Raw genomic sequence first — 25124 nt, 5'->3', positions numbered from 1 at the left:
GAGGCCAGTCCCCCACACATGTTTCCTCGGTTCGCGCTCGCGACTCATCCTCGCAATGGCCGGCGAGCACCGTCCCGCGCATTGCCCGAAAGTATCACGATGCCGTCGACGAACGCCCAGATCCAGATTCCGATCGCAAATGGAATTCCGATGAGGAACGCCGACATGAACAGCGCGAAGAACATGCCGAGCAGTTGGCACAATCCGATGCCGACACTTCCGATATAGAGGCGCCCGACTCCACAGATTCCGAAGAAGCCCAGCAAGATCTGCAACAGTCCAGCGGTGGCCTTCGACTTGTCGGAATACGGTTCCCCGGTTACCGGGTGCCGACCGTACGGGGCGTAGGGATCTCCGAACCCGTACATCGATGGAGGCGGCAATGGCTGCTGATATCCGTACGGATTGGGCGCGCCGTAGACCGGTCCCTGACCCTCGGGGAATCCCCCCTGCGAATAGGGACCTGTCACGGCTTGTCTTTCTTCGACAGCTTCACCGCGTCCGACGACTCATCCGACGCTGCCGTGGAGGCGCTTGCCTCACTGGAAGCGGATTCAGCAGCATCGGATTCAGAATCTTCAGCATCGGCCTTCGCCGAATCAGTTTCGGTAACTGGCGCCGCGACTCCTGCTTCGCCGGCAGCTACCGCAGCGACGTAGTCCTTCGACTTCAAATCAGCCGGATCCTCACGACCCTTCTTCGCCAGGAAGAAGTAGGCCAGTGCGGCGAAGAACACGATCCCCGAAGTGAATGTGTTGACGCGAATGCCGGCGATCTCATAGGCGAAATCGTCGCGCATCAGTTCGACGACGAACCGGCCCAGGCAATAGCCCGCGACGTACAGAGCAAACAGACGTCCGTGGCCGATCTTGAATCGGCGGTCGACGAGGACCAGCAGGATCACGATCAGGACGTTCCACACAGCTTCGTAGAGGAACGTCGGGTGAACGACCCGAATGACTTCTCCGTTGGAGACACCTGCCAGTTGATCGAGCTGGCCGGAAGAGTTCACACGCTCGAAGATCTCGAGGCCCCACGGGACGGTGGTCTCGCGACCGTACAACTCCTGGTTGAAGTAGTTGCCGATACGACCGATGGCCTGCGCGAGCAAGATTCCGGGCGCAATCGCATCACCGAGCGCGGACACCGGAATGCCGCGTCGACGGCAGCCGATCCACGCACCGATGCCGCCGAGGAACACTGCTCCCCAGATTCCGAGGCCTCCCTGCCACACCTTGAGTGCGTCGAGTGGCTGACCGTTCTCGCCGAAATAGGCGGGCCAGTCGGTCAAAACGTGGTAGAGCCTGCCACCGATCAGACCGAAGGGAACGGCCCAGATCGCGATGTCGAGAACGGTCCCCTTCTCGCCGCCGCGGGCGACCCAACGACGATCTCCCCACACGATCGCGACGATGATGCCGAGGATGATGAAGAGCGCGTAGGCGCGAAGCGCCACCGGTCCGACGTACCAGACGCCTTGGGGCGGGCTGGGGATATAGGCCAGCAGGTCCACAGTTGAGGTCACGACGCCACGGTAGCCGAGCGGACGCCCTCGGCGAGTTCTTCGGTGAGCGAGCGAACCGCTCCCAGGCCGTTCTCGACCGCGGAGACCAGAGCCGAGCCGACGATGACGGCATCGGCGTATGCCGCGATTTCGGCAGCCTGTGCGCCGGAGCGAACTCCCAATCCGACGCCGACGGGAATGTCGGAATGCGCGCGGATTCGTGCGGTCAGTTCCGGAGCCATCGAAGACACGGCGTCGCGAGCGCCGGTGACACCCATCGTCGAGGCCGCGTAGATGAATCCACTACTCGCATCGAGTGTCATCGCGAGTCGTTCTTCCGTCGAGGACGGAGCGACAAGGAAGATCCGGTCGAGGTGGTGCTCCTCGGATGCTTCCATCCAGGCGCCGGCTTCTTCCGGAATGAGGTTGGGGGTGATCAGTCCGAGCCCGCCGGCGGAAGCGAGGTCTCGTGCGAACTTGTCGACGCCGTACTGCAGTACCGGGTTCCAGTAGGTCATCACGACGGCCTTGCCGCCGACCGAACTGATCTGCTCGATCACGGTGAAGATGTCGCGAAGGCGAACGCCGTTGGTGAGTGCGGTTTCGGCTGCACGCTGGATGGTCGGACCGTCCATGACCGGATCGGAATACGCGACACCGACTTCGATGATGTCGCAGCCGCCGTCGACCATCGCCTTGAACACGTCGATCGATTCGGGAACGGTCGGATAACCGGCAGGCAGGTAACCGACGAGGGCGGCACGCTTGTCAGCCTTGCACGCGGCAAAGGTGGGTGCGAGGCGTGATGGTCGTTCGCTCACTTGTCCGAGCCTTCCGTGTTGTCGTTCTCGTCTGCTGCATCATCCGGAGCGGCTGCCTGACCTGAGGCGCCGTCGAAAAGACCGAACCAGCTTGCGGCGGTGTCCATGTCCTTGTCACCGCGACCGGAGAGATTGACGACGATGATCGCGCCCTCACCGAGTTCTTTGCCCAGTCGGAGTGCGCCGGCGACGGCGTGGGCCGATTCGATGGCCGGGATGATGCCCTCGCGGCGCGAGAGCAGCAGCAGCGCATCCATGGCTTCACTGTCGGTGACGGGTTCGTAGGTCGCACGCCCGATATCGCTCAGGTAAGCGTGCTCGGGTCCGACGCCCGGGTAGTCCAGACCAGCAGAGATCGAGTGCGATTCGATGGTCTGACCGTCTTCGTCCTGGAGCAGGTAGGAGTAGGCACCCTGGAATGCGCCAGGTGTACCGCCGGCGAACGTTGCTGCATGCCTTCCGGTTTCGACACCGTCGCCGGCTGCTTCGTAGCCAACCAGCCGTACCGACAGATCGTCGATGAACGGGTGGAAGATTCCGATTGCGTTGGAGCCGCCTCCGACGCAGGCTGTGACTGCATCGGGCAGGCGGCCGGTCAGTGCCTGAACCTGGACGCGTGTTTCGAGGCCGACCACTCGCTGGAAGTCCCGAACGATGGTGGGGAACGGGTGCGGGCCTGCCGCGGTACCGAAGCAGTAATAGGTGTTGTCCGCGTGGGAAACCCAGTCGCGCAAGGCTTCGTTGATCGCGTCCTTGAGCGTGCGCGAACCGGTCTCGACCGAGACGACCTCCGCGCCGAGAAGTCGCATGCGCGCGACGTTCAGTGCTTGACGTTCGGTGTCGACAGCACCCATGTAGATGACGCACTCGAGACCGAGCAGTGCACAGGCGGTGGCCGATGCCACACCGTGCTGGCCCGCTCCGGTCTCGGCGATGATGCGGGTCTTGCCCATACGCTTTGCCAGCAGAACCTGACCGAGAACGTTGTTGATCTTGTGAGAACCGGTGTGGTTCAGATCTTCACGCTTGAGAAGGATGCGCGCACCGCCGGCGAACTCGCTCATTCGCGTTGCCTCGAAAATCGGCGACGGGCGCCCGGTGTAATCGCGCTGCAAGCGGTCGAGTTCGTTCAAGAACGTGTCGTCCGCTCGAGCCTTTTCGTACTCCGCAGTGACTTCGTCGATAACCGCCATGAGGGCTTCCGGCACATGCCGTCCGCCGTAGACGCCGAAATGGCCTCCGGCGTCGGGATCGTGGGAGCGCTCGGTGAGTCCCGCGCTGGCCGGCGGCAGATTGCCGCCCTTGAATATTGCACCGGAGCCTGGTTCCTGAGTACGTGAAGTCACCCCACCAGTCTGCCCCAACGGTGTCGCTGGTCACCGCCCGGGTGCATCAAAGCACGCCGGGCGGGTGAAGCGATTTATCGAGATGGTTTGGGGCAGGACGGGTGCGCACCTGCATTGACCAGATCTGCGACGGCCTTGCGAGGGTCGCCGCTGGTCACGAGGCCTTCACCGACGAGCACTGCGTCGGCGCCCGCCCCGGCGTACGCCAACAGATCGGCAGTTCCGCGAACACCGGACTCGGCAATCTTGATCGTCTCGGTCGGAAGACCGGGAGCGATGCGACCGAAGGTGTTCTTGTCCACCTCGAGAGTCTTGAGATTGCGGGCGTTCACACCGATCACCTTGGCGCCGGCTTCGAGCGCGCGGTTGGCTTCTTCCTCCGTGTGCACCTCGACGAGGGCAGTCATTCCCAGAGATTCGGTGCGATCGATCAACGAGGCGAGCGCCTGCTGCTCGAGTGCCGCGACGATCAGCAAGATGACGTCGGCGCCGTGAGCGCGAGCCTCGTGAATCTGGTACGGCCCCACGATGAAGTCCTTGCGGAGCACCGGAATGGTGACCGCTTTACGGACTGCGTCCAGGTCGGCCAACGAGCCGTGAAAACGGCGCTCTTCGGTGAGAACACTGATGATGCGTGCGCCACCGGCTTGGTACGCCGCGGCAAGCTCAGCGGGATCGGCAATGTCGGCCAACGCACCCTTTGACGGGCTCGCTCGCTTGACCTCGGCGATGACGCCGATGCTCGATTCCAGAAGTGCTGCTGCAGCATCGAGTGCAGGCGGTGCAGCGGCCGCAGCAGCCTTGACTGCAGCGAAGTCGAGTACGGCTTCGCGGGCGGCGACATCAGCGCGCACCCCGTCGAGAATCGAGTCGAGTACGGTCATCGTGGCCCGAATCCTTTCTGGGCAAGAGCCCGATGTGAGATACGTCATCAGGGTGGTCTCAGCCTAGTGGGACGAAATTTTGCTACTCCGTCGGGGTACCCACGCAGGTGAGGGTTCAGTCTTACTCAGTGGGACGACCCCGGTTTCGCGCCGTTGTCTCCCCCAACTCCGTCGTCCCCGTCAGTCGCTGTCGGGTCCTCTCCGGCGTCGAGCGCATCCCACAACATCCGTTGTGTCACAGGCTCGTCCGATGCAGGTTTGTCTCCCTGACCGAGCTTGGCCGCGGCCTCGCGGCGCGCGGCAGGGTTGTCGTATTTCGACGACAACCCGCCTCGCACTGGAGGTTTGCGCATCAGAAGCACTGCCGCGCCGAGCGCCGCCACCGCTCCGAGCAACGCAAGCAAGGCAGGCAGTACCGAAACAGTCGTCGAGAGATCTTCCGGGTGACCGGACAACTCGGCCAACTCCACCGCTCGGTCCGCAGAGGCTCCGGACACCAACAACTGCACTGCCGGAACCGCTACCGCGATGGCGACGAGGGCAACCAACAGTCCGACTACCCGAAGTGCCCAACCTCGCACCGCAAACGACGCCGCGATCGCCGCCAGAAGCGCGAGCGCGAGCGGAGTCATCGCCGCCGCCCAGGTGCTGCCGTCGAGATCCGTCGTCCTCTCCAGCGTCTTGCCGTCGCTCGAGGTCAGATGAACCCACGTCATTCGTGAGCTGCCCCACAGAGCTGCTGCCGACAACGCCAGCAGAAGCGTTCTCGGCACGGCGGTGCCACGAGACGCGCTTGTAGGCTCCGCTGCACTCGACTCGTTCTCACTCACTGATCGTCACCTCCGATGGTGCGCAGGGTGTGCGCCGACGCAATCGCGCTCAGCACTGCCATCGCCTTGTTGCGGGCCTCGGTGTCCTCGTAGACCGGATCCGAGTCGGCGACGACGCCGGCGCCCGCCTGGACGTATCCGATCCCGTCCTTGATCAATGCCGTTCGGATCGCGATCGCGGTGTCGGCGTCGCCGGCGAAGTCGAGGTAGCCGACGATGCCGCCGTAGATACCGCGCCTGGTCGGTTCCAGTTCTTCGATCAGCTGCATCGCACGGACCTTGGGCGCCCCCGAGAGGGTTCCAGCGGGGAAGCATGCGGTGACGGCGTCGAGAGCGTGCTTTCCCTCGGCCAGATGTCCGGTGACCGTCGATACGAGATGCATCACGTGGCTGTACCGCTCGATGTGCCGGTAGTCGTGCACCTTCACCGTGCCCGGGCGACAGACACGACCCAGATCGTTTCGCCCCAGATCGACGAGCATGAGGTGCTCGGAGTTTTCCTTCTCGTCGGCGAGGAGGTCCTTCTCGAGCAGGATGTCGTCCTCCTCTGTGGCACCGCGCCATCTGGTTCCAGCGATCGGGTGTGTTGTCGCGACGCCCTCGGCGACGGTTACCAGTGCTTCCGGGCTCGAACCGACGATCGAAAACGCCGTCTCTCCATCACCGTTCGGCACGTTGAGCAGATACATGTACGGGCTGGGGTTCGACGCTCGCAGCATCCGGTACACGTCGATCGGCGCTGCAGTGCAATCGATCTCGAATCGCTGCGAGAGAACTACCTGGAATGCCTCGCCCACTTCGATGTCGCCGATCAACTTTTCGACATCGACACCGAAGCTCTCGGTGGTGCGCTGACGACGGTAGTTCGGAGTCGCTTTCGAAAATGTCGACACCGTCGATTTCGCCGGCGCCGCGAGAGCACGAGTCATCGCGTCCAACCTTGCGACTGCGTCGTCGTACGCCGTGTCGACGCGCTCGTCCGTGCCGTCCCAGTTGACGGCATTGGCGATGAGGGTGATCGCCCCTTCGTGGTGATCGACTGCGGCGATGTCGGCGGCAAGCAGCATGACCATTTCGGGGATCTGCAGGTCGTCGACCGCGGAGTCACCCAATCTCTCGAGGCGCCGCACCGCGTCGTAGCCGAGGAATCCGACCATTCCGCCGGTCAGCGGGGGCAGGTCGGGCAGCCGCTCCGAACGAAGCAGCTCGAGGGTGGCACCGAGCGCGTCGATCGGGTCGCCGCCGGCCGGAGCGCCGGCCGGAACGTTGCCGTACCAGGCCGCCTCTCCGTCCACGACGGTCAGTGCAGCCGGACTCCCGACGCCGATGAACGACCACCGCGACCACGAACGACCGTTCTCGGCCGACTCGAGCAAGAAGGTGCCGGGACGATTGCCGGCCAACTTCTCGTACGCCGAGAGCGGAGTTTCGGAGTCCGCCAACACTTTCCGAGTGACCGGAACGACCCGGTGCTCAGCTGCGAGAGCTCGGAACTGCTCCCGGGTCGTGGTGGAATCGGACGCGTCACCGACGATCGCGGTTTCGGATGACCGTGCGGACATGGAGGTGGGCTCGCCGTGCATGGCTCCATCATCCCAGGCTCCCCCATGTGGCCGTCGTGCGCGGGTAACCTCGGCCGAATGAAACCAGGCCAACTCGCTCCCGATTTCTCACTGCCCGACCAGGACGGGACTCCGCGCTCGCTGACGAGCCTGCTCGAGAACGGACCCCTGGTCCTCTTCTTCTACCCGGCAGCCTCGACGCCGGTGTGCACCGCCGAGGCGTGCCACTTCCGTGACCTCGGCAGCGAATTCGCCGCGGTGGGCGCTTCGCGAGCGGGCATCAGCACCGATACGGTCGAAGCTCAGTCCACCTTTGCCACCGCACAATCCTTCGACTACCCCCTACTCGCCGACACCGACGGCAAGGTAGCCGAACAGTTCGGCGTCAAGCGCGGACTCCTGGGCAAGTTGGCTCCGGTCAAACGCTCGACCTTCGTGATCGACACCGACCGCACCGTCCTCAAAGTCATCTCGAGTGAACTACGCGCCAACACCCACGGCGACCAGGCGCTCGAGTTCCTTCGCAATCGAAGCTGACCCACCTGGGCGACCTGATTCTCTGCGCGATTTGAAATCTCTAGGCGACCTGAATCGAGCGCTTCGCAAGCCCCATCCAGAATCCGTCGATCACCTGGGTGGGCACCTGTTCCGGATCGGATGACGCACCGAGCGTGACGAACAACGGGGCGAAGTGCTCGATGGTCGGATGCGCGTACGGCATCCCGGGAGCTTGAGCGCGGAAGTCGATCAAGGAATCGACGTCACCGGCAGCGAACCTCTCCCCTGCCCACGCGTCGAATTCCGCCGACCATCCCGGGGCCTGCGCCTCCGGTGACGGATCGCGCAGGAACGGTAGCCCGTGCGTGGTGAATCCGGATCCCACGATCAGTACACCTTGCTCACGGAGTGGCCGTAGGCGCTGTCCGAGATGGAGCAAACGCTCGGGATCGAGGGTTGGCAGCGAAATTTGCAGTACCGGGATGTCTGCGTCCGGGTACATCACCGTGAGCGGCACGTAGGCACCGTGATCCAGGCCTCGATTCGGCTGCTGAACCACGCGTTCGTTGTCCGGCATCAACGCGGCAACCTGGGCGGCGAGTTCCGGAGCGCCGGGAGAGTTGTACTTCGCGCGGTAGAACCTCTCGGGAAAACCACCGAAGTCGTAGATGAGCGGGGTGCCCGTGGTCGTCGATCCGATCGTCAGCGGTGCTGATTCCCAGTGCGCCGATACGACGAGGATTGCCGTCGGCCGCGGAAGATCGCCGGCCCACGCCCCCAACTGGTCGACCCACAACGCGCTGTCCACCAGCGGCGGAGCACCGTGGCTGAGATACAGCGCAGGCATGGTTGTGGTGGACATACGGACTCCTCGGGATAGACATTCGTCGTAAGTTGAAGGTTCAACTTAATATAGAACTCAACACTTGCGTCCCGCAACTATTCCCCGCAGGATTCTTCTGGACATGCGTCTGAGACGCTGTACACAAGCACGCTCCGTGCACGAAGAATGCTCGACCCGAAGGAGAAGTCACCGATGAGTGAACCGACCGCGCAGCCCGACGCGCAGTCTCAGACGAAGTGGCTCACAGCCGAGCAGCAAGAAGCATGGCTGACACTGATCGCTCTCGTGACACGGTTGCCTGCCGCACTCGACACTCAACTACAACGCGATTCGGCACTCACACACTTCGAATACTTCGTACTCGCGGCACTCTCGGACGCCCCCGACCACAAGCTCCAGTTGTCGGTACTGGCCCAGCGCGCGAACGCGTCCCTGTCCCGCCTCTCGCACGTGATCACGAAGATGGAGAAGGCCGGCTGGGTGAAACGGGAAGTCATTCGTGGCAGCCGCGGCTCCAACGCAGTGCTCACCGACGAGGGAATGGCAAAGGTGGTCGCGGCCGCACCGCCGCACGTCGCCTCAGTTCAAGGTCTCCTCTTCGAGGGCCTCGACGATCGCCAGGTCGCCCAGCTTTCGTCGTTGGGTACAGCAATGCTCACCCAACTGGACAAGGGAATCGCCGCCGGACTCGGCAAGGCCTGACCACATCCCCGAGACGAGCGACTGATGATCAAGACGGCAGCTTCGCGAGGTCGAGAGCAGCCAAGTGACTGAACAGCATGCTCGCTCCGATCGGGTTTCCACCGCCGGGGTACGTAGTCCCGCTGGCCGCTGCCATCGTGTTCCCCGCCGCGTACAACCCGGCAATCGCCGTACCGTCGGCTTTGAGCACCCTCCCGGTCGCGTCGGTCCGTAGACCACCTTTGGTCCCGAGGTCGGAGATGCTGAAAGCGGCAGCGTGAAACGGCCCTTGATCGATCGGTACGAGCGGCGAAGCCCCCTCGGAGAAGGCGCGGTCGTACGCAGTGTCTCCTCGACCGAAGTCCGTGTCGACGCCAGTCGCCGCAAACGCGTTGAATCGCTTCACGGTCTCCACCAGTTCCGCTGCGGGAACATCGATCTGGGCAGCGAGGTCTTCGAGTGTCTGTGCACTCTTCCACAACCCCGCATCCACATACTGCTCCGTCTGTGCCATGGGTACGTTGGGCGCCTTCACCGGCGGCACTGCGCCTTCGCCATTGTCGTAGATCATCCAGTACGGCGTGGTTACTTTCCCTGCCCGCATGTGTTCGATGACGGCGCGACCCAAGCGGTCGTACGGCGCTGATTCGTTGACGAATCGGCGACCGTCGTCGTCCACGAAGATTCCGCCGGTGAACCACAGCGCAAACGCGGAGCGGCCATCCGGATGGGTCAGTCCCGGCGACCACCAGGCCTCTCCCATGAGGTCGGTGTCGGCGCCCGCGGCGATGGCCGCCTGGTGTGCCTTCCCGAGGTTGCCGGGGCAGCCCATCGTGTCGAGAGCGGATCCGGGGACACCGAATTCGGCCCGCAAGGTCTCGTTCTGCTCGAATCCACCGGCGGCGAGGATCACTCCTCTGCGTGCCTGAATGGTTCGACGCCGACCATCTCGGTCGACGACCGCGCCGACGACCGATCCGTCCTCGACGACCAATTCTTCGAGAGTGGTCTTCAGGTGCATGGTGGCGTTCGGGAGTTCCGCAAGAGCCAACAGGAATCGACCGATCAACGACTGGCCGCCGACGAGGTACTTCGGCAACTCCTCCCCCAGACGTTCCGTCGCCAGCGGCGAACGAAGCGAATCACGAAGCGCACCAAGCTTGTTCGCGTTCATCGGCTTGGGAACAATGTGCCGTCCGCTCGCTCGAGCCTTGGGCTCTTCACCGAAGTAGTCGGGCCACGGCAGTATCTGGAACTCGAAGTTCGAGTCCTCTTCGAGGTAGTCGATCAACCCGGCGCCACCTCGAACGTAGGCTTCCTGAACGTCGGCGGGCGTACGATCACCCACCACTGATCGGTAGTACTCCAGCGCATCCTCGATGGTGTCGTCGTCCCCGCCCCGACGAAGAACGGCGTTGCACGGGAACCACATCCCGCCGCCGCCCGAGTACGCCGTTGTTCCGCCATACCTGTCGGTCGCTTCGATCACAATGACGTCGAGGCCTTCGCGGGCTGCCGTGTACGCGCCGGTGAGTCCACCGCCTGACCCCACAGCGAGTACGTCGCACGTCTCGTCCCACTTCGTCATCGTCAGCCTCTCTGATTCTGGGCACAGTTTCCGAACATGTTCTAGAAATCGTTCTAACACATGGACTTAGCGATCGCGGGGGTTCGAAATTCTGTCCCACCGAGCGGGAGCGAGACATGACGCCGAGCGGGAGCGAGACAGAACGCCGAGCGGGAGCGAGAACGAGCAGCGATAGCGCACACTTTGCTCGCACGGGTCTGATCCCGTAGTGTCTGGACACATGTCTGGTAAGACCAAGTTCGAGTCCACTCGTCGACGGCTCACACAGCAGCAAGCCGAAACCGTCGATCGATTGACCGCGGCAGCGATCACGGTCCTGCGCGACAAAGGGTTTGCCGATCTGACTGTACGAATGGTGGCAGCGGAAGCCGGTGTCGCCGCAGCCACGGCATACACCTATTTTTCGTCCAAGAGTCACCTTGTGGCAGAACTGTTCTGGCGCCGACTCGACGCGGTACCGCACGAGCCCTCCCCCGAGGCGGAACGAGAAGCGCAGGTCTGCTCGGTCCTTCGAAGCGTCGCACTCCTCGTTTCCGACGAACCGGAGCTGGCGGCGGCCGTGACCACGGCGATGATGGGCAATGATCCCGACGTCGAACACCTTCGGGGACGTATCGGCAAGAACATCCGCGAGCGGCTCATCGAGGCGCTGGGGCCGTCATACGATCCCGACGTACTCGAAGCACTCGAAATCTCCTGGTCCGGAGCGCTTGTTCGAGCCGGCATGGGTTACGAGTCCTATTCGCAGATCGCAGACCGGCTCGAAGTCACTGCCAGGCTGATCATGGCGGGCCGCGACAACCTTCACTAGATGGGGGTCATGGCACTCACCAGCCATGTGCCGTCGACTCGATCGAGTGTCACCTCGACTCGGCTCGACGTCGACGCTGGTGCCGGCCGCGCGGTACTCGTCGTGATCTGATCGACGAACACGAGCACTTCCGCGCGGTCCGCGGCAACGGAGAGCACACCGACATCGACGACTCGGGCTTTCGTGCTGATTCCCTGCTCCTTCGACTGTGGGGCAACTGTTTTCGATCCGAATTCGGTGAAACTGTCCTGAAACGATCCGCCGGCGCCTTCGGCCGCTCGTGCGAGATCGTCGTCGACGGTATCGCTGTTGTAGCTCAGGAGCTTCTCGACGAGCGTGGGCGCCACACCGATCACCTCGGCACGTGCGGTTTCAGCGTCCCCCGAACGGTGGTGACTCCAGATCGCAGTGCCGCCGACTCCCATCAAGACCAACGCTGCAAGCGCTATGACCATGCGCTTCACGGCACGAACTCCACACTCGACATCAGTACCCGCCCGTCGACGTCCTCGACACCGACGCGCAGACGGTAGGTGCGCGCCGAAGACTCTCCCGCTGAATTGCCGACCTGAGCAGATGCCGCGATCAGCACCACCCCCGAGTTACCGGATTCCGATGCCAAGGCTGCGGTGTCGACACTCCCGTCGGAATCGACGGCAAAATCACGGATGGACGCGACGAACGCAGATTCGCCGGACTTCAGTTCGTCGGCAAAGGTTCCCGTACTCAGCGACTGCAGTGTCTCGAGGTCCTCGTCGACTGTGGCGGAGTGAACGTCGATCAGAGCGAGGGCTCCTGCGACCGCACCGTCGACGTACTCTTGACGCTGGGTCTCGCGCGCCCGGTCGGATCGTACTGCCAGAGCACCGAAGACCACAACGACGCTCAGAGCCGCGAGTGCAATCCAGACCAGGGCAGTGAGTACACCGCGCTTCCCTCCGACCGGATCCAGCACCTCACCTCTCAGCGATTCGTCGGCGTCAGCAACTGTTGCCACGGCTCACCCTCCCCCGGACCGGAGTCAGCCGGAGCCAACTCCGTGTGTTGATAGTCGACTCCGTCAGGCCCGGTGTACAACTCGCCGGGCGCATTGGTCCCCGACGGCACGTAGGCTTCGGGGCTCCGGCAGATCTCCGGTCTCGGTGCTCGTTTGCCCGGTACCTCCATACAGGGAATGTTCCGAGATCCACGAACGGCGAAGACCGAGTTCTGTGGCACTTTGCAGTACAGATCAGCCGGGGTGTCCGGCACACTCGTCTGGGTCGGGTCCCGTCGCTGATCGGCAGGAAGGTAACCGGTCGAGCACGCCGCAGGGTCCTGCGCTTGGAGATGGAAGTTGACGTTCGCGGCGCCGTCCACCTGCCCGCGTTGTACGACGGTTTCCTGTGCCGCGACCAGTGGCGGCAAGATGACGAGCACCTGCTCCAACCCGGCGTTGTACGTCAAAGCCACCTGAGCGGTGCTGGTGAAATTGGCAAGCAGCACAGGCAAAGTGGGTTTGAGGCCTTGAAACAGCAGGTCGGCTTCAGTCGCGAAGCCCGGTCCGGTCTCGAGGATATTGCGCACGGACCCGTCGGCGACCTCCAACTGTCCACTGAGTTGAGCGACGCTGGACGCCCACTGGCGAATCTGATCGCCCGTCACCACCTGGGTCTGCAGGAGCGGATCCAACTGCTGTACGAGCGTCGTAGCCGGCGTTGTGGCAGCGGACATCTGATCGACGAACGAAGTGGTCGAATCCAGCAGACGAGCCAGATCCTCTCCCCTGCCTCCGAAAGCTGCCGCGGACTCGTCGATCACCGATCGCAACTTGTCCTGCGGTACGGATGCGAGCATCGCCTGCGCCTGATCGAGGACCGGTCCGATCTCGGTCGGGATCGTGACAGCGTCGGGGCCGATCACGTCTCCGTCGGTCAGAAAGGGTCCGTCCGCGGTGCTCGGTTGCATGTCGACGTATTGCTCGCCGATTGCCGACACGCTTCGCACCGCTACTGAGAGACCGCTGGAGGGAACGGGAACCGCACTCTCCAAAGATAATTCGGCGCGTACCACTCCCGGAGACAGACGCACCGACCTGACCTGACCGATGGTGTCGCCGCGATAGGTCACGTTCGCGTTCCGATACAGGCCGCCGGCGTCGGGCAGTTCGACTGTCACCGAATAGCGCCCGATGCCGAGCATGGTCGGAACTCTCAGGTACGAGATAGCCGCTGCGCTCATGCCTATCACCGCCAGGATCGCGAAGATCGTCAATTGCCTTCGCACCACCTTCGTGAGAATCATCGTCCACCTCCCTGGGCGGGCTGCGCTGTGCCAAGTGGGCCGGGCTGCCCTGTGCCGAGTGGGGCGGTCAAGGGATCGACCAGTACTCCGTTCTCCACGGGGGTTTGCGGCGCCCCGAACGGAGTGCCGAAGCCGAGCCCCGACTGGAGACGATTACTCGTGAGGTCGATCAGCGCCCACAGATTGGTGTAATCGCCGCGCATTCCGTCGTCGATGGTCGTCTGAGGGAAGGGAAAGGTACTCAGGTTGCCCAAATTGTTGATCAGGTCCGGCCCCGTTTCGACCACCTTCTGCAGCGTCGATTCCAAGGAGCTCAAATTGGCTTTCAGATCGTCGCGGGTCCGGTCGACCAGATCGGTCCCGACGTCCCCGAACCTGCCGACCGCATCGAGGGCGGTGGTCAGGTCGACGCGTTGGGCGCTGAGTTCCGCCAAGGCCGGATCGAGCATCTCCAAGGCCTGACCGAGAACATCTCTCTGGGCCGTGATTTCACCGGCGAAGACGTCGAGATTCTCCATGGTCGTGACCATCGCATCACGTTGGCGGTCGAGTGTTTCGGTCACGGTATCCATCTGACTCAGCAGGTCGCGAGCCGCGTCGGTCCGTCCGCCGAGCGCCGTGTTCAGCTCCGTGGTGATGCTGTGAAGCTGAGCGAGCCCGCCGCCGTTGAGGACCAATGACAGTGCCGTCAACGCTTCCTCGGTGGTGGGATAGACGCCGGCCGACGCGAGGGGGATCACCGATCCCTCCGACAACCGCCCTTCCGGCGCAACATCGGTAGGCGGCGCAAGCGCAACGTGTTTGGACCCGAGCAGACTGGTTTGGCCGATCTTGGCAGTCGCGTTGGCGGGCAGCGACACCGAGCCGTCGAGCGCAACCGTCACCCGTGCGTGCCAGTTGTCGGTCTCGATCGCACTGATACTCCCGACTGTCACGTCGTTGACCATGACCGGAGAGTTCGGACTGATCGACGTGACGTCGGGCATCTCGATCACGACTGCGAAACTCCCCTCACCGCGCCCAGCCGCGCCTGGCAGCGAAACCGAATTCAGCCCGCTCCATTGGCAACCCGCCAGAACCAGCACGATGCTCGCCCCCACACAGACTGTCGCCCACCTCCGGGTAGTCATCGGGGTTCCGTCGACGGCATGAGCAGTCCGGCCAGGTCAGGCGCCGGGGGCATGATCGGAAAGCTCAAGGCGCCAGTCGGTTCCAGATCAGGCTCGCTGTACACCAGTTGGTCCGGAAGAGCCCCGAGCGCCCGGGTCGGATTGATGCTTAGGTCCGGGTAGTTCGCCTTGATCGTGTTGAGCAACGGGCCGAGGTATTCGATGCACAAATCCGCGCCCTTCTTCGAGGTGTCGTTGGCCAGGCCGGCGATTCCGCCGCAGATCAAGTCGATCGGGTTGCCGACGTTCTGGAATGCGGGCACACCCACCATCGCTCCTTGGGCCGGCCGGTAGACGTTGTAGTAGTTCGACAACGCTGTCGGAGCCAGATGCAGTACCTTCTCGAGACCTGCGCGCTTGTCGACCAGTACCTGGGACACGTCGGCCAACTTCGCGATCTGCTCCGTCAAGCCGGTTCGGTTCTGTTCGACGAACCGCTGTACGTCGACGACGGCGGCGTCCAGATCGGCGAGAGCCGGAGCCAATTGCGTCCGGCTCTCGGCGAGCACACTCGAGACATTTGCCAGTCGTCCTTGGAACTGAACGATCTGTTCGTCGCTTGCGGCGAGTGCGGTCGTGAAGGTCTGCAGGCCGCGGATGGTGCCGAACAGATCGGCTCCGCCTTCGTCGAGTGTGCTCATAGCCTCCGAGAGTTCGGTCACCGAGCGCCCCAGCGCTTCCCCGTTGCCGGCCAGTGCGGATCCGGCACCGTCGAGGAAGTTGGCGGCGGGACCGCGATCGTCCCCGACGGGACCCAAAGCATCGGCAGCCCGGCCCAGCTGTTCCTTGATCTGGTCCCACTCGACCGGGACGGCCGTTCTGTCGAGTGGGATCTCCGCACCGTCATTCAGTGCGTCGGCGCCGTCCGTCACCGCCGGCGTCAACTGCACGAAGCGGGCCGAGACCAGCGACTGGGCAACGATCACCGCTTTCGCGTCCTCGGCGACGGGAACCTCGCGCGCCAATTTCAGTTCGACGCGCATTCGATCTCCCTGTGGGGCGATCGCGGTGACGCGGCCGACGTCGACTCCCACGACACGAACGTCGTCACCGACATACAGACCGGTCGTCGAGGTGAAGTAGGCCGTCACGTTGTAGTAGCGCAGATGTTGCACCGCAAGGTATCCCGACACGACGACGATCGCCGCACCGATGACGCTTCCACCAACGACGGCGATTCGACGCCAGTTCACCGGTTTGCGAATTCGTAAGGCACCCATCATCGAACCTCCGGAATCGGTAGCGGCGCAGGTGGTAGCCCGAACATCGCGTTGATCAACGGTTGGGTGTATTGCGCCGGCACCAGGTTCTGAACGTAGGCGTAGTAGAAGGGGCCGCTGGCCACGGTGTCACCGAGCGTGCCCACGTACGTACCGAGACCGTCGATTCCCTGAGAAAGGTTGTCCTTGTTGTTCTGCAGAATTCCGACAACCGTGTCGAGTTTGCCGAGGACCGGCTGCAATTGCGCCTCGTTGTCGTGGACGAGTCCGCTCAGCTGGGTTGACAACGCCGAGATGTTCGTGATCACTTCCCCCAGCGCCGCCTGTCGCCGATCCAGTTCTCCCAACAAGGCGTTGCCGTCGACGAGTAGCGCGTTGACCTGTGGTCCACGCTCGGCCAGCGTCCCGGCGACGTCGTTTGCATCGGACAGCAAGGTGCGCAACATGTCGTCGCGTCTATTGACGCTGTCGGAGATCCGTGCGACACCGTCCAGCGCCGGCCTCAGGTTCGGCGCACTGTCGGACATCACCTGCCCCACTGCGTCGAGCGATTCGGAGAGTTGGTCGAGATCGATGTCCTCGACCGTCGTGGTGAGGTCACCGAGCACGTCGGGCAGCGAGTACGCCGATCTTGTTCGCTCGACCGGGATCTCGCCGCCGACCGCGATCCTTCCCGGACCGTCCAGATCGAGCGATACCGCTCGCTTGCCGAGCAACGACATCGTGGTGACGGCCGCCGATGTGCTTTCTCCCAAACCGATCGAGCCTTCCAGTGTGAAATCCACGCGCGCGAGTCCGTGCTCGACCTCGATCCGATCCACCGTTCCGATCTTCACTCCGGCGGCGTTGACTTCGTCTCCCGGCGCGAGACCGCTGGCGTCGGCGAACACCGCGCTGTACCCGACACCCGATTTCAGGAACTGCAGATTCTGATACTGGAGCGATGCCAATACGACGGCGGCCGTGACGACCAATCCCACGACCCCCACGCGTACGGCCTGGCTCTGTGCCATCTCTCTCATCGTGGTGCGCACCTTCCGGTCGTCTGATCCACCAGGTCGACAGTGAGCGGCGTACCGTCGGCACCGTCGACCTTCAGTGCGATTCCGCACAGATAGAAGTTGAAGAACGACCCGTACGAGCCGACTCGGATCAGCTGCTTGTAGTTCGAGGGCATGGACGCGAGAATCCGATCGAGCTCACTCTGTTGCTCGATCAGCGGATTCAGGCTTGCGTCCAGCTTCGACAGGTTTCCCGCGATGTCCGGGCGAACTCCGGCGAGGAGATCGGCGAAGGTGCCTGATGCGGTGTTCACACTCTCGACGGCAGTCCCGATCATCTCCCGGTCCGCCGCGAGCCCGCTGACCAGCTGTTGTAGGTGATCGAGAGTGTCACTGAACTGACCACCGCGGCTGCGCAATTCGCTGAGCACACCGTCGAGGTTGCCGATCACTCGACCGATCAGTTGGTCGCGGTCTGCGAGAGTGTTCGTAATCGATCCGGTGTGCGCCAGCACCGATGCCACAGTTCCGGACTGGCCTTGAAACACCTCGAGCAAGGACATCGACAACGCGTTGACCTGCTCCGGGTCCAGGGCTTGAAACAGCGGCTTGAAACCACCGAGTAGCGCATCGAGGTCGAGTGCCGGTGCGGTGCGATCGACGGGGATGCTCTCGCCCTCCGGTTGCGGTTCCGCGATCCCCGGATCGTCGAGCAATTCGAGGTATCGATTACCCACCAGATCCTGATATCGAACAGCGGCTCTGGTCGATACGGTCACGGTGTCACCCGTATCCACACTGAAACTCACGTGGGCACGGTGATTCCCACCGAATTCGACGGAGCCGACAGAACCGACCGGCACACCGGCGATGCGCACCTTGTCGCCGGCTCTGAGCCCGGAGGCGTTGACGAACTCCGCCGAGTACGACCTCGCGTCGCCACCTCGCATCTGGCCGAACACGAGGATCAGCCCGGCGTTGACGAGGATCATCACCAGAACAAAAATTCCGAACTTGACGGTGTACCCACGAACTTTCATCGGATCTCCGTCCCGAACAGGTAGCTCATCAGATCCGGAACCGTGTTCATCGGTTGCCCACCATTCGGCTGACGCTCGGGCGCAAACGGATTCACCCCGGTATCGGTCACCAGGTACGGCGCATTGATGTTCGGGTCGCGCAGTGGAAGGCCCATACACTGCGGGCCACCGGTTGCCGCGACCTTCGGGAGGTCGTCGGGATATCGGTACGGTTCGGTTCCGGCGATCAGACCGATCGACATCTTGATTCCTGGTTGTCCGTTGTAGGCGCCGTCGCCGATCTTCTTGCTCTCCTGCAGTCCGTGGAACATGCAGGGAACCACCGGGGAGTATTCCTCGAGCAGTGCGGTGGTCGGCCGCAGTAACGACAGAACGGTGTCGATACCGTCGGCGTTGGCTCCCAGTACATCTTCTCCGGTGCGGGCGACCCCGATCACGTTGAGCAAGAGGAGATCAAGATTCTGCTGCTCGTCGAGAACAGTGGTTCCCGTCGTCGTGAGCGAGTCGAGGGTGTCCATCAAGTCGAGAACAGCGTCGCGGTAGGTCTGTGTGACGGCTGGTAAATCCGTCAACACATGATCGAGAGCCTCACGTGCAGTGTTGAATTCGAGCAAGGAGGAATCTGCTTGCTCGAGTGCGACCCCGAGCCGTTCGCCGCGTCCTTGCAGAGCAGTCGAGAGGGCACCCAATGTCGAATCGAGCTTGCCCGGGTCCACCGTCCGGAGCACGGTGGTGAGTTTCTCGAACACCGTGTTCAGCTCGACAGTCACCCGGGATGCGTCGATCGTCGCCCCGGCGGCAAGTCGCACGCTGCTCGGCTGCTCCGGCGAGGACAGGCTGACGAACTTCGCGCCGAAGGCCGTGTTCGACGTGATCGCTACATCCACGTTTGACGGAATCGATTCGAGCGCTTCGGGATCGATCGACAACGACAGTTGTGCGGTAGCGTCGTCAGTCGGCGTGATGGACTCCACCGAGCCCACGGTCACCCCGGCCATCTTCACCCGCGCGCCCGGATCCATCACGAGCCCCGCGCGCTCCGCGATCACCGTGATCGGGACGCGAGCGACAAACACCTGGTTGAAAGACGCGACCGACAAAGCGATGACCCCGACGATCGCCGCAGCCAAGCCCAGAGCAGCCAACTTGTAGCCGTATCTGTGCACGCAGTCCCCCTAACCGGACAGATTGAAGTTGCCGGAACCGCCGTAGAGCGCGAGTGAGACGAGCAGGGTCACCGCCACGACGCAGATCAGCGAGAGCCGAACCCCGCGGCCCACTGCAGTTCCCACGCCCGACGGTCCCCCGGACGCGTTGTATCCGTAGTACGTGTGGATCAGCATCACCAGTAGTGCCATCACGAGCACTTGAACGAAGGACCATGCGACGTCGACCGGATCGAGGAACGTCGTGAAGTAGTGGTCGTAAAGACCGGAGGACTGACCGAACAGCACGACCGTGGTGAATCGTCCGGCCAGAAATGATCCCACGAGCGCCAGTGAGTACAGCGGCAAGATCGCGATCATCCCTGCGGTGACGCGGGTGCTGACGACGTACGGGACCGAACTGATCGCCATCGATTCGAGGGCGTCGATTTCCTCACTGATGCGCATGGCACCGATCTGCGCGGTCGAACCTGCGCCGATCGTGGCCGACAGGCCGATTCCCGCGATGACCGGCGCAGCGATACGAACATTGATGAAGGCGGAGAAGAATCCGGTGAGCGCTTCGACACCGATATTTCCCAGTGAGCTGAAACCTTGGATCGCAATGGTGCCGCCCGAGGCGAGAGTCAAAAATCCTACGACCGCAACCGTGCCGCCGATCACTGCCAAAGCTCCGGTGCCCATGCTGATCTCGGCTACCAGCCTCAACACTTCTTTCGGGTGTTTGTGAATTGCCCACGGGATGTGAGCGATGGCGCGCGCGAAGAAGACAGCTTGTCGCCCGACGTCGTCGATCGAGCGTGACGTTCGAGCCACCCGCGCCCGCGTGCGTCCGAACTTGCCGATTTGTGCCAGCGAATCCGACAGCGTCACCTCGATCACCCCGCCGTCAATCGGATGCCGACCGCGGTGACGATGGTGTTGACGACGAACAACGCCATGAATGCGTACACCACCGTTTCGTTGACGGCCTCCCCCACGCCTTTCGGCCCACCCCGTACCGACAGTCCGCGATAGCAGGCCACCAATCCCGCCAGCATCCCGAAAAGTGCAGCTTTGACCATCGACAACGCCACCTCGGGCAGGCCGGTCAGCAACGTGATTCCCTCGACGAAGGCGCCAGGGTTCACTCCCTGGAGAAACACCGAGAAGGCGTAACCGCCGGCGATGCCGATGACGCAGACGAGTCCGTTGAGCAGCAAAGCCACCACGGTCGACGCGACCACCCGAGGAATCACCAGCCGAGTGATCGGATCGATCCCGAGCACCTCCATGGCGTCGATCTCTTCACGAATCGTTCTCGATCCCAGATCGGCGGCGATGGCAGTCGCGCCCGCACCTGCCACGATCAGCACCGTCACCACCGGACCGACCTGAGTCACGGCGCCGAGCGCGGCCCCGGCGCCGCTGAGGTCGGCGGCACCGATCTCACGGAGGAGGATGTTGAGCGTGAAACTCACCAGGACCGTGAACGGCACGGCCACCAATACGGTCGGCACGATTGACACCCGGGCGATCATCCAACTCTGCTCGAGAAACTCCTGCATCTGAAAGCGGGTGCGGAACAAGCCCACTGCGACATCGGCGCCCATCCGGTAGAACTGGCCGAGTTCGCGCATCGGGCCCGCAAGTGCAACTCTTCCGCTGTACACGTCAATGCCCCGAAGGACATGACGTGGAGTTGCCGTAGTCGACCTTGAATTCCTTGATCCCGTTGAGCCAACCGGACGAGAGCCTGCTCGGATCGCCGAGCTTGCTGATGTCGGGCATGTGATCGGCGATCTTGCCGAAGATCAGATCGACCTCCATTCTGGCCAGGTTAGCGCCGACGCAGTAGTGCGGCCCGGTTCCTCCGAACGCGAGGTGCGGGTTCGGGTCTCGGGTGATGTCGAAGACGTCGGGTTTCCCGAAGACGGTTTCGTCGAAGTTCGCCGAGCCGTAGAGCAGTACGACGCGCTGCCCCTTCGCAATCGCAGTGCCGGCAATCTGTGTGTCCACCACTGCTGTTCGTTGCATCGACGTCAGTGGCGAAGCCCAGCGGATGATCTCGTCCGCGGCGGTGCGCGGACGCTCGCGCTTGTACAGTTCCCACTGATCCGGATGCTCGAGAAATGCCATCATGCCGAGTGTCGTTGCGTTTCGCGTCGTTTCGTTGCCCGCGACAGCCAACATGATGACGAAGAAACCGAACTGTTCCGAGGTGAGTTTCTGCCCGTCGATGTCGGCATGCACCAAGCGTGAGATGATGTCGTCGAGCGGTTCCTCCCGTCTCGCCTCAGCCAGTTGATAGGCGTATCCCAATATCTGCGCCGACGCCATCCGAGACTCGCCGGCGAGTGACTCGTCGTCGTATCCCGTCATCTGATTCGACCATTCGTACAGCTGACGGCGCCCGTCCTGCGGTACACCGATCAGCTCCGAGATCGCCTGCATGGGTAACTCGCTGGCGACCTGGCTGACAAAATCACCGCTACCTTCCGCCACGGCAGCCGACGCTATGTCTTCTGCCCGCGCTTCCAACCCGGCCCGCATCGCTTCCACCGACCGCGGAGTGAACAAGCGTGCCACCAACTTGCGCAGCTGTGTGTGCTCAGGGGCGTCCTTGTTGATGAGGACGTGTTTCGTCGCCTCCAACTCCTCCGCCGAGATGTTGTCTTCATGCCGCGGAATGCAGCCGTTGACGTTGCTCGAGAACTCCTCGCTGCGCAACGAGACGTCGCGGACGTCTGCGTGGCGGGAGACAACCCAACAACCACCGTCGTGAAATCCGCCGGTACCCGGTTCCTGGGCGTTCCACCAGACCGGAGCGCATCGTCGTAGTTCGGCGAACTCGGCAAGCGGGACGCGCTCGCCGTACAGATGTGGGTCGGTCACGTCGAACCCGTCGGGAAGGTCGATCTCAGGCATTGCAGATGCTCCTTTACGGATGGGTGCCGGGTGCCGGGTGTTGCGTGTGAGCGCTAGTCGATCCGGTGGACCGGGTCGCTGTTCTGTGAGAACTCCTTGGCCCAGCGGTAGTCCGGCTTGCCGCTCGGCGCTCGAACGACCTCGTCGGCGATCCAGAAGGAACGCGGAATCTTGTAGCCGGCGAGGTGACTGCGGGCGTGCTTCTCGATAGATTCGAAATCCGGTTCCACACCGTCGCGGATGCGAAGCACTGCCGCCACCCGATTGCCCCACCGCTCGTCCGGAACACCGATCACTGTCGCGTCGTAGATGTCGGGATGGGCCTTCACCACTGCTTCGACTTCTTCCACGAAGACCTTCTCGCCGCCGGTGTTGACCACCATGTTTCCCCGTCCGAGGAGGGTGACCGAGCCGTCGTCCTCGATCCGCGCCCGGTCTCCGGTCACCACTGCCCGTGCGCCGTTCACCTCGCGGAATATCTCGGCCGACTTCACCGGGTCCTTGTAGTAGCCGAGTGGAACGTTTCCGAGTTTCGCCAGCCATCCTTCGGCGCCCGAGCCCGGCTCCAACACTCGGTTGTCATCGTCGACGACGACCGTGAATCTGTTGGCACCCACTTTGGGTCCGCCACGCTGCTCGAGCCCTTTGGTTGCGAATCCGATTCCGCCGAAGCCTGTTTCGGACGATCCAACCGAATCGGAGATCATCAGATTCGGAAAGACGTCGAAGAACGCATCTTTGACCGATCCGGAGAAGAGCGCAGCGCCAGAGGCGAGCACAGCCAGGCTCGACCCATCCGGTTGCAATTCGTGATGGGCTTCGACCAGTGGACGGCCCATGGCGTCGCCGGTGATGACCATGACCTGCGGCCGATACTCGGCGACGACTTTCCAGACCTGTGCCGCATCGAACTTCGGTTCGAAGATGACGGTGTTTCCGGAGAACAGAGCGTTGAACGTCGGCATCAGTGCCGACGTGTGGATCAGCGGTGGAAGCATGCACCACCGCATCGGTTCGGCTGCCGCGGCGCCACCTCGCGACTGCTGGTACTCGTCGGCGATCGGCTCACCCGAATAGAAGTCGCAACCGCCGGCCAATACGCGCCAGATGTCTTCCTGCCGCCAGACGACGCCTTTCGGTCGTCCGGTTGTTCCGCCGGTGTAGAGAACGTAGACGTCATCGCCGGAACGCTCGGGAAATGCATGTTCACCTGTGCGAAGCGGGGATTGGTTGCCGAGCGCATCCTCGTACGCCACTGCCCCCGGAATCGACGGTTCGTTCCCGAGAGCGAGTTCGTCCGCCGCCTCGATCACGTACTTGACCCGCGGCGTGGCCACCAAGGCCTCGGCGACCCGCTCAGCGAAACCACGATGGAAAACCAACGCCGTGAGATCCGCGTTCTCGTACAGATAAACCAATTCGTCGCTCGTGTAGCGGTAGTTCACCGTGATGGGAACGCCGCGGATCTTGAAGGCCGCGAGGACAGCAACCATCGCCTCGATCGAGTTGTGCAGCTGAATACCGATGTGCGAACCGACACCCAACCCGACGGACTGGAAGTAATGCGCCAATCGGTTGGCCCGCTCGTCGAGCTCACGGTATGTCACCTCCTCGCCGGAAACGATCAGCGCGAGGCGATCGGGCATCACATCGACGGAATGCTCGAACAGGTCTGCAAACGTGTACGCCATAGGTTGAGTCCTTCGGGTTCGGCCGGTCAGACGACGAAGAGAGGCAAGGGGATTCCGCGATCTTCGAATACGAATGCCGCGCCGGTACTGACCTTCGTGATGGCGACTTCGACGCATTCCGGAGCGGGAGCTTCGGTGATGTCGACGGCCAGAAGAAGCCCCGCGGCATCTTCGGCCACCGCTCTCACGGTGAAGTGCGGATTCACGCCGCGGACCAAAGCTTGGAGAGGATCGAGGTGCTCGCTGCCGAGCAAGGTCGGCCAACCGCCGTCTCGGTCGACAAGAGCTTCTCGCGAGATCCGCAGCTCCAGAGCACCGCCGTCCTGTCGAATCTCGCTCTCCACATACTGCTTCGGATTCAGCAAGGGATGCACGGACAGGACCAATGCCAACGATTCCAGCGTCGAAGGAAGCCCGAGCGCATCTCGAATACGCTGTGCCGCAACTCCCGCGATTCCGGTCAATTGCTTTCGCGTGATCTCGCGAGCCTTGTCTTCGTCGGCACGGCGGCGAACCGCTGCCAGAAAGCCCAACGCCAACAGATGATGCTGCACGCAGATCTCCTCTGCGATACGAACCAAGGCTGATCGCGAGAAGTCGGAAAACCTCAGGTCGGACAACAACGGACCCGAGTAGTCCGCCCTACCGTCCCCACCGTGATCGATCGGGCTCAGCTCGACCGTCACCGCGGCGGTGCATCCGATCTGCTCGGTGTGCGCGGTCATCACGGGAGGCGTGTGCGACGGGTCGATGGAAACGGTCCAGGCGCAGTGCGGATGTCGGTCGGCGGGCCTGCGCGGTGGTCGGTGAATCGGCCGGATCTGGGCGCGCGGGTTGGTCGCGATGGCCGTTGCATCGAAAGTCGGATCCTCGATGTCGTGACACATCGAGGTCACGAACTCATCGCCCAACGGCTCGACGTCCATGAGTGCTCCGCAATGGTCGAGCCAGAATTCACCGTGCAGCGGATCGTCGACCCGGTATCGGAAGTCCATGAACTGTGGAGGAGCGCCGATGTCGAGTTGTAATCCTTTGAAGATCGTCACGACGTCGTCGCCCTCGTATCCGAGAGCCCTCTGCATGCGGCGGGTGTACCAGGGGCTGGCCGACTCCCACTCCTCGACGGCCACCTGTGCCATACCCTCGCGTCCGAATTCGACGATCAGATGCGCCATGCCCGAGCGATCGATCAGCTGCCCGCACAGGAGCAACTCGGGCACCAGCACGGCAAGGTCGCGCTGCGAGAGTGCCTCGAAGGAATCGCGCACCGACATCGGA

25 protein-coding genes are annotated in these 25124 nt (G+C 62.9%); 3 read left to right on the top strand and 22 right to left on the bottom strand.

Annotation, left to right across the window (positions count from 1 at the left end; genetic code table 11):
* Positions 1–44: 44 nt before the first annotated feature.
* The 7 genes from AC1Q6C_RS26760 to AC1Q6C_RS26730 form a co-directional block, all read right to left on the bottom strand.
* Entirely contained in the window at positions 45–470 is a 426-nt protein-coding gene (locus AC1Q6C_RS26760; protein WP_007728703.1) for a TM2 domain-containing protein, read from the bottom strand.
* Complete coding sequence (lgt, locus tag AC1Q6C_RS26755) at positions 467–1525, bottom strand: prolipoprotein diacylglyceryl transferase (protein WP_172403549.1); 1059 nt, start codon at positions 1523–1525, stop codon at positions 467–469. Before lgt ends, AC1Q6C_RS26760 begins: the two co-directional genes overlap by 4 nt.
* Positions 1522–2325, bottom strand: a complete 804-nt coding sequence (trpA, locus tag AC1Q6C_RS26750) for a tryptophan synthase subunit alpha (RefSeq protein ID WP_003944010.1) — start codon at positions 2323–2325, stop codon at positions 1522–1524. The genes lgt and trpA overlap by 4 nt, the downstream gene beginning before the upstream one ends.
* Positions 2322–3671: a tryptophan synthase subunit beta gene (trpB, locus tag AC1Q6C_RS26745; protein WP_007728699.1), complete on the bottom strand. Its 1350-nt coding sequence runs from the start codon at positions 3669–3671 to the stop codon at positions 2322–2324. Before trpB ends, trpA begins: the two co-directional genes overlap by 4 nt.
* Before the next feature lie 74 nt (positions 3672–3745).
* Positions 3746–4555, bottom strand: coding sequence for an indole-3-glycerol phosphate synthase TrpC (gene trpC, locus AC1Q6C_RS26740; protein WP_003944016.1), 810 nt, complete (start codon positions 4553–4555; stop codon positions 3746–3748).
* A 125-nt stretch (positions 4556–4680) separates the two neighbouring features.
* Positions 4681–5385 carry a TIGR02234 family membrane protein gene (locus tag AC1Q6C_RS26735; RefSeq protein ID WP_007728698.1) on the bottom strand — a complete coding sequence of 235 codons (705 nt, stop codon included), beginning with the start codon at positions 5383–5385 and terminating at the stop codon, positions 4681–4683.
* Positions 5382–6968, bottom strand: coding sequence for an anthranilate synthase component I (locus AC1Q6C_RS26730; protein WP_230358732.1), 1587 nt, complete (start codon positions 6966–6968; stop codon positions 5382–5384). Before AC1Q6C_RS26730 ends, AC1Q6C_RS26735 begins: the two co-directional genes overlap by 4 nt.
* Positions 6969–7025: 57 nt before the next feature.
* Here AC1Q6C_RS26730 and AC1Q6C_RS26725 point away from each other — a divergent pair, with 57 nt between their 5' ends.
* A complete protein-coding gene (locus tag AC1Q6C_RS26725) occupies positions 7026–7484 on the top strand; it encodes a peroxiredoxin (protein WP_007728696.1) in 459 nt (152 codons plus the stop codon).
* A gap of 40 nt (positions 7485–7524) precedes the next feature.
* On the opposite strand, the gene AC1Q6C_RS26720 is transcribed toward AC1Q6C_RS26725, so the two are convergent.
* A complete protein-coding gene (locus AC1Q6C_RS26720; protein WP_003944012.1) occupies positions 7525–8307 on the bottom strand; it encodes a dioxygenase family protein in 783 nt (260 codons plus the stop codon).
* A gap of 174 nt (positions 8308–8481) precedes the next feature.
* On the opposite strand from AC1Q6C_RS26720, the gene AC1Q6C_RS26715 reads away from it, so the two are divergent.
* On the top strand, positions 8482–8991 hold the full coding sequence (locus AC1Q6C_RS26715) for a MarR family winged helix-turn-helix transcriptional regulator (protein ID WP_030536759.1): 510 nt from the start codon (positions 8482–8484) through the stop codon (positions 8989–8991).
* Positions 8992–9019: 28 nt separating this feature from the next.
* On the opposite strand, the gene AC1Q6C_RS26710 is transcribed toward AC1Q6C_RS26715, so the two are convergent.
* Positions 9020–10558: an FAD-binding protein gene (locus AC1Q6C_RS26710; protein WP_492666904.1), complete on the bottom strand. Its 1539-nt coding sequence runs from the start codon at positions 10556–10558 to the stop codon at positions 9020–9022.
* A 220-nt stretch (positions 10559–10778) separates the two neighbouring features.
* Between AC1Q6C_RS26710 and AC1Q6C_RS26705 the strand changes: the two genes are divergently transcribed.
* Positions 10779–11369, top strand: coding sequence for a TetR/AcrR family transcriptional regulator (locus AC1Q6C_RS26705; protein ID WP_003943994.1), 591 nt, complete (start codon positions 10779–10781; stop codon positions 11367–11369).
* On the opposite strand, the gene AC1Q6C_RS26700 is transcribed toward AC1Q6C_RS26705, so the two are convergent.
* From AC1Q6C_RS26700 to AC1Q6C_RS26640, 13 genes are read right to left on the bottom strand one after another with little or no spacing between them, the layout of a single operon-like run.
* Positions 11366–11824, bottom strand: coding sequence for a hypothetical protein (locus AC1Q6C_RS26700; RefSeq protein ID WP_202427395.1), 459 nt, complete (start codon positions 11822–11824; stop codon positions 11366–11368). The genes AC1Q6C_RS26705 and AC1Q6C_RS26700 overlap by 4 nt on opposite strands.
* A gap of 5 nt (positions 11825–11829) precedes the next feature.
* Positions 11830–12366, bottom strand: coding sequence for an Rv1363c family protein (locus AC1Q6C_RS26695; RefSeq protein WP_230358735.1), 537 nt, complete (start codon positions 12364–12366; stop codon positions 11830–11832).
* Positions 12333–13652, bottom strand: a complete 1320-nt coding sequence (locus AC1Q6C_RS26690; RefSeq protein WP_230358736.1) for an MCE family protein — start codon at positions 13650–13652, stop codon at positions 12333–12335. The genes AC1Q6C_RS26695 and AC1Q6C_RS26690 overlap by 34 nt, the downstream gene beginning before the upstream one ends.
* Entirely contained in the window at positions 13649–14782 is a 1134-nt protein-coding gene (locus tag AC1Q6C_RS26685) for an MCE family protein (protein ID WP_230358738.1), read from the bottom strand. The genes AC1Q6C_RS26690 and AC1Q6C_RS26685 overlap by 4 nt, the downstream gene beginning before the upstream one ends.
* Positions 14779–16041, bottom strand: coding sequence for an MCE family protein (locus AC1Q6C_RS26680; RefSeq protein ID WP_230358739.1), 1263 nt, complete (start codon positions 16039–16041; stop codon positions 14779–14781). Before AC1Q6C_RS26680 ends, AC1Q6C_RS26685 begins: the two co-directional genes overlap by 4 nt.
* The gene (locus tag AC1Q6C_RS26675; RefSeq protein ID WP_030536766.1) at positions 16041–17063 is read right to left on the bottom strand and encodes an MCE family protein; all 1023 of its coding nucleotides are present in this window, start codon (positions 17061–17063) and stop codon (positions 16041–16043) included. The genes AC1Q6C_RS26680 and AC1Q6C_RS26675 overlap by 1 nt, the downstream gene beginning before the upstream one ends.
* A complete protein-coding gene (locus tag AC1Q6C_RS26670) occupies positions 17060–18082 on the bottom strand; it encodes an MCE family protein (protein ID WP_007728666.1) in 1023 nt (340 codons plus the stop codon). Before AC1Q6C_RS26670 ends, AC1Q6C_RS26675 begins: the two co-directional genes overlap by 4 nt.
* A complete protein-coding gene (locus AC1Q6C_RS26665; protein ID WP_230358741.1) occupies positions 18079–19248 on the bottom strand; it encodes an MCE family protein in 1170 nt (389 codons plus the stop codon). The genes AC1Q6C_RS26670 and AC1Q6C_RS26665 overlap by 4 nt, the downstream gene beginning before the upstream one ends.
* Before the next feature lie 9 nt (positions 19249–19257).
* Entirely contained in the window at positions 19258–20130 is an 873-nt protein-coding gene (locus AC1Q6C_RS26660) for an MlaE family ABC transporter permease (RefSeq protein ID WP_116056645.1), read from the bottom strand.
* Positions 20127–20867 (bottom strand): MlaE family ABC transporter permease, encoded by a 741-nt coding sequence (locus AC1Q6C_RS26655; protein WP_037131272.1) that lies wholly within the window; start codon positions 20865–20867, stop codon positions 20127–20129. The genes AC1Q6C_RS26660 and AC1Q6C_RS26655 overlap by 4 nt, the downstream gene beginning before the upstream one ends.
* 34 nt (positions 20868–20901) lie before the next feature.
* Positions 20902–22155: a cytochrome P450 gene (locus AC1Q6C_RS26650; RefSeq protein ID WP_492666903.1), complete on the bottom strand. Its 1254-nt coding sequence runs from the start codon at positions 22153–22155 to the stop codon at positions 20902–20904.
* A 53-nt stretch (positions 22156–22208) separates the two neighbouring features.
* The gene (locus AC1Q6C_RS26645; protein ID WP_116056643.1) at positions 22209–23846 is read right to left on the bottom strand and encodes an acyl-CoA synthetase; all 1638 of its coding nucleotides are present in this window, start codon (positions 23844–23846) and stop codon (positions 22209–22211) included.
* A gap of 26 nt (positions 23847–23872) precedes the next feature.
* The gene (locus AC1Q6C_RS26640) at positions 23873–25120 is read right to left on the bottom strand and encodes a hypothetical protein (RefSeq protein WP_230358743.1); all 1248 of its coding nucleotides are present in this window, start codon (positions 25118–25120) and stop codon (positions 23873–23875) included.
* Between the last annotated feature and the right edge of the window lie 4 nt (positions 25121–25124).

The organism is Rhodococcus sp. MT28 (genome assembly GCF_058792695.1).
The sequence above is the reverse complement of the archived record's forward strand: the minus strand, read 5'-3'. Positions and strand labels throughout refer to the sequence as shown.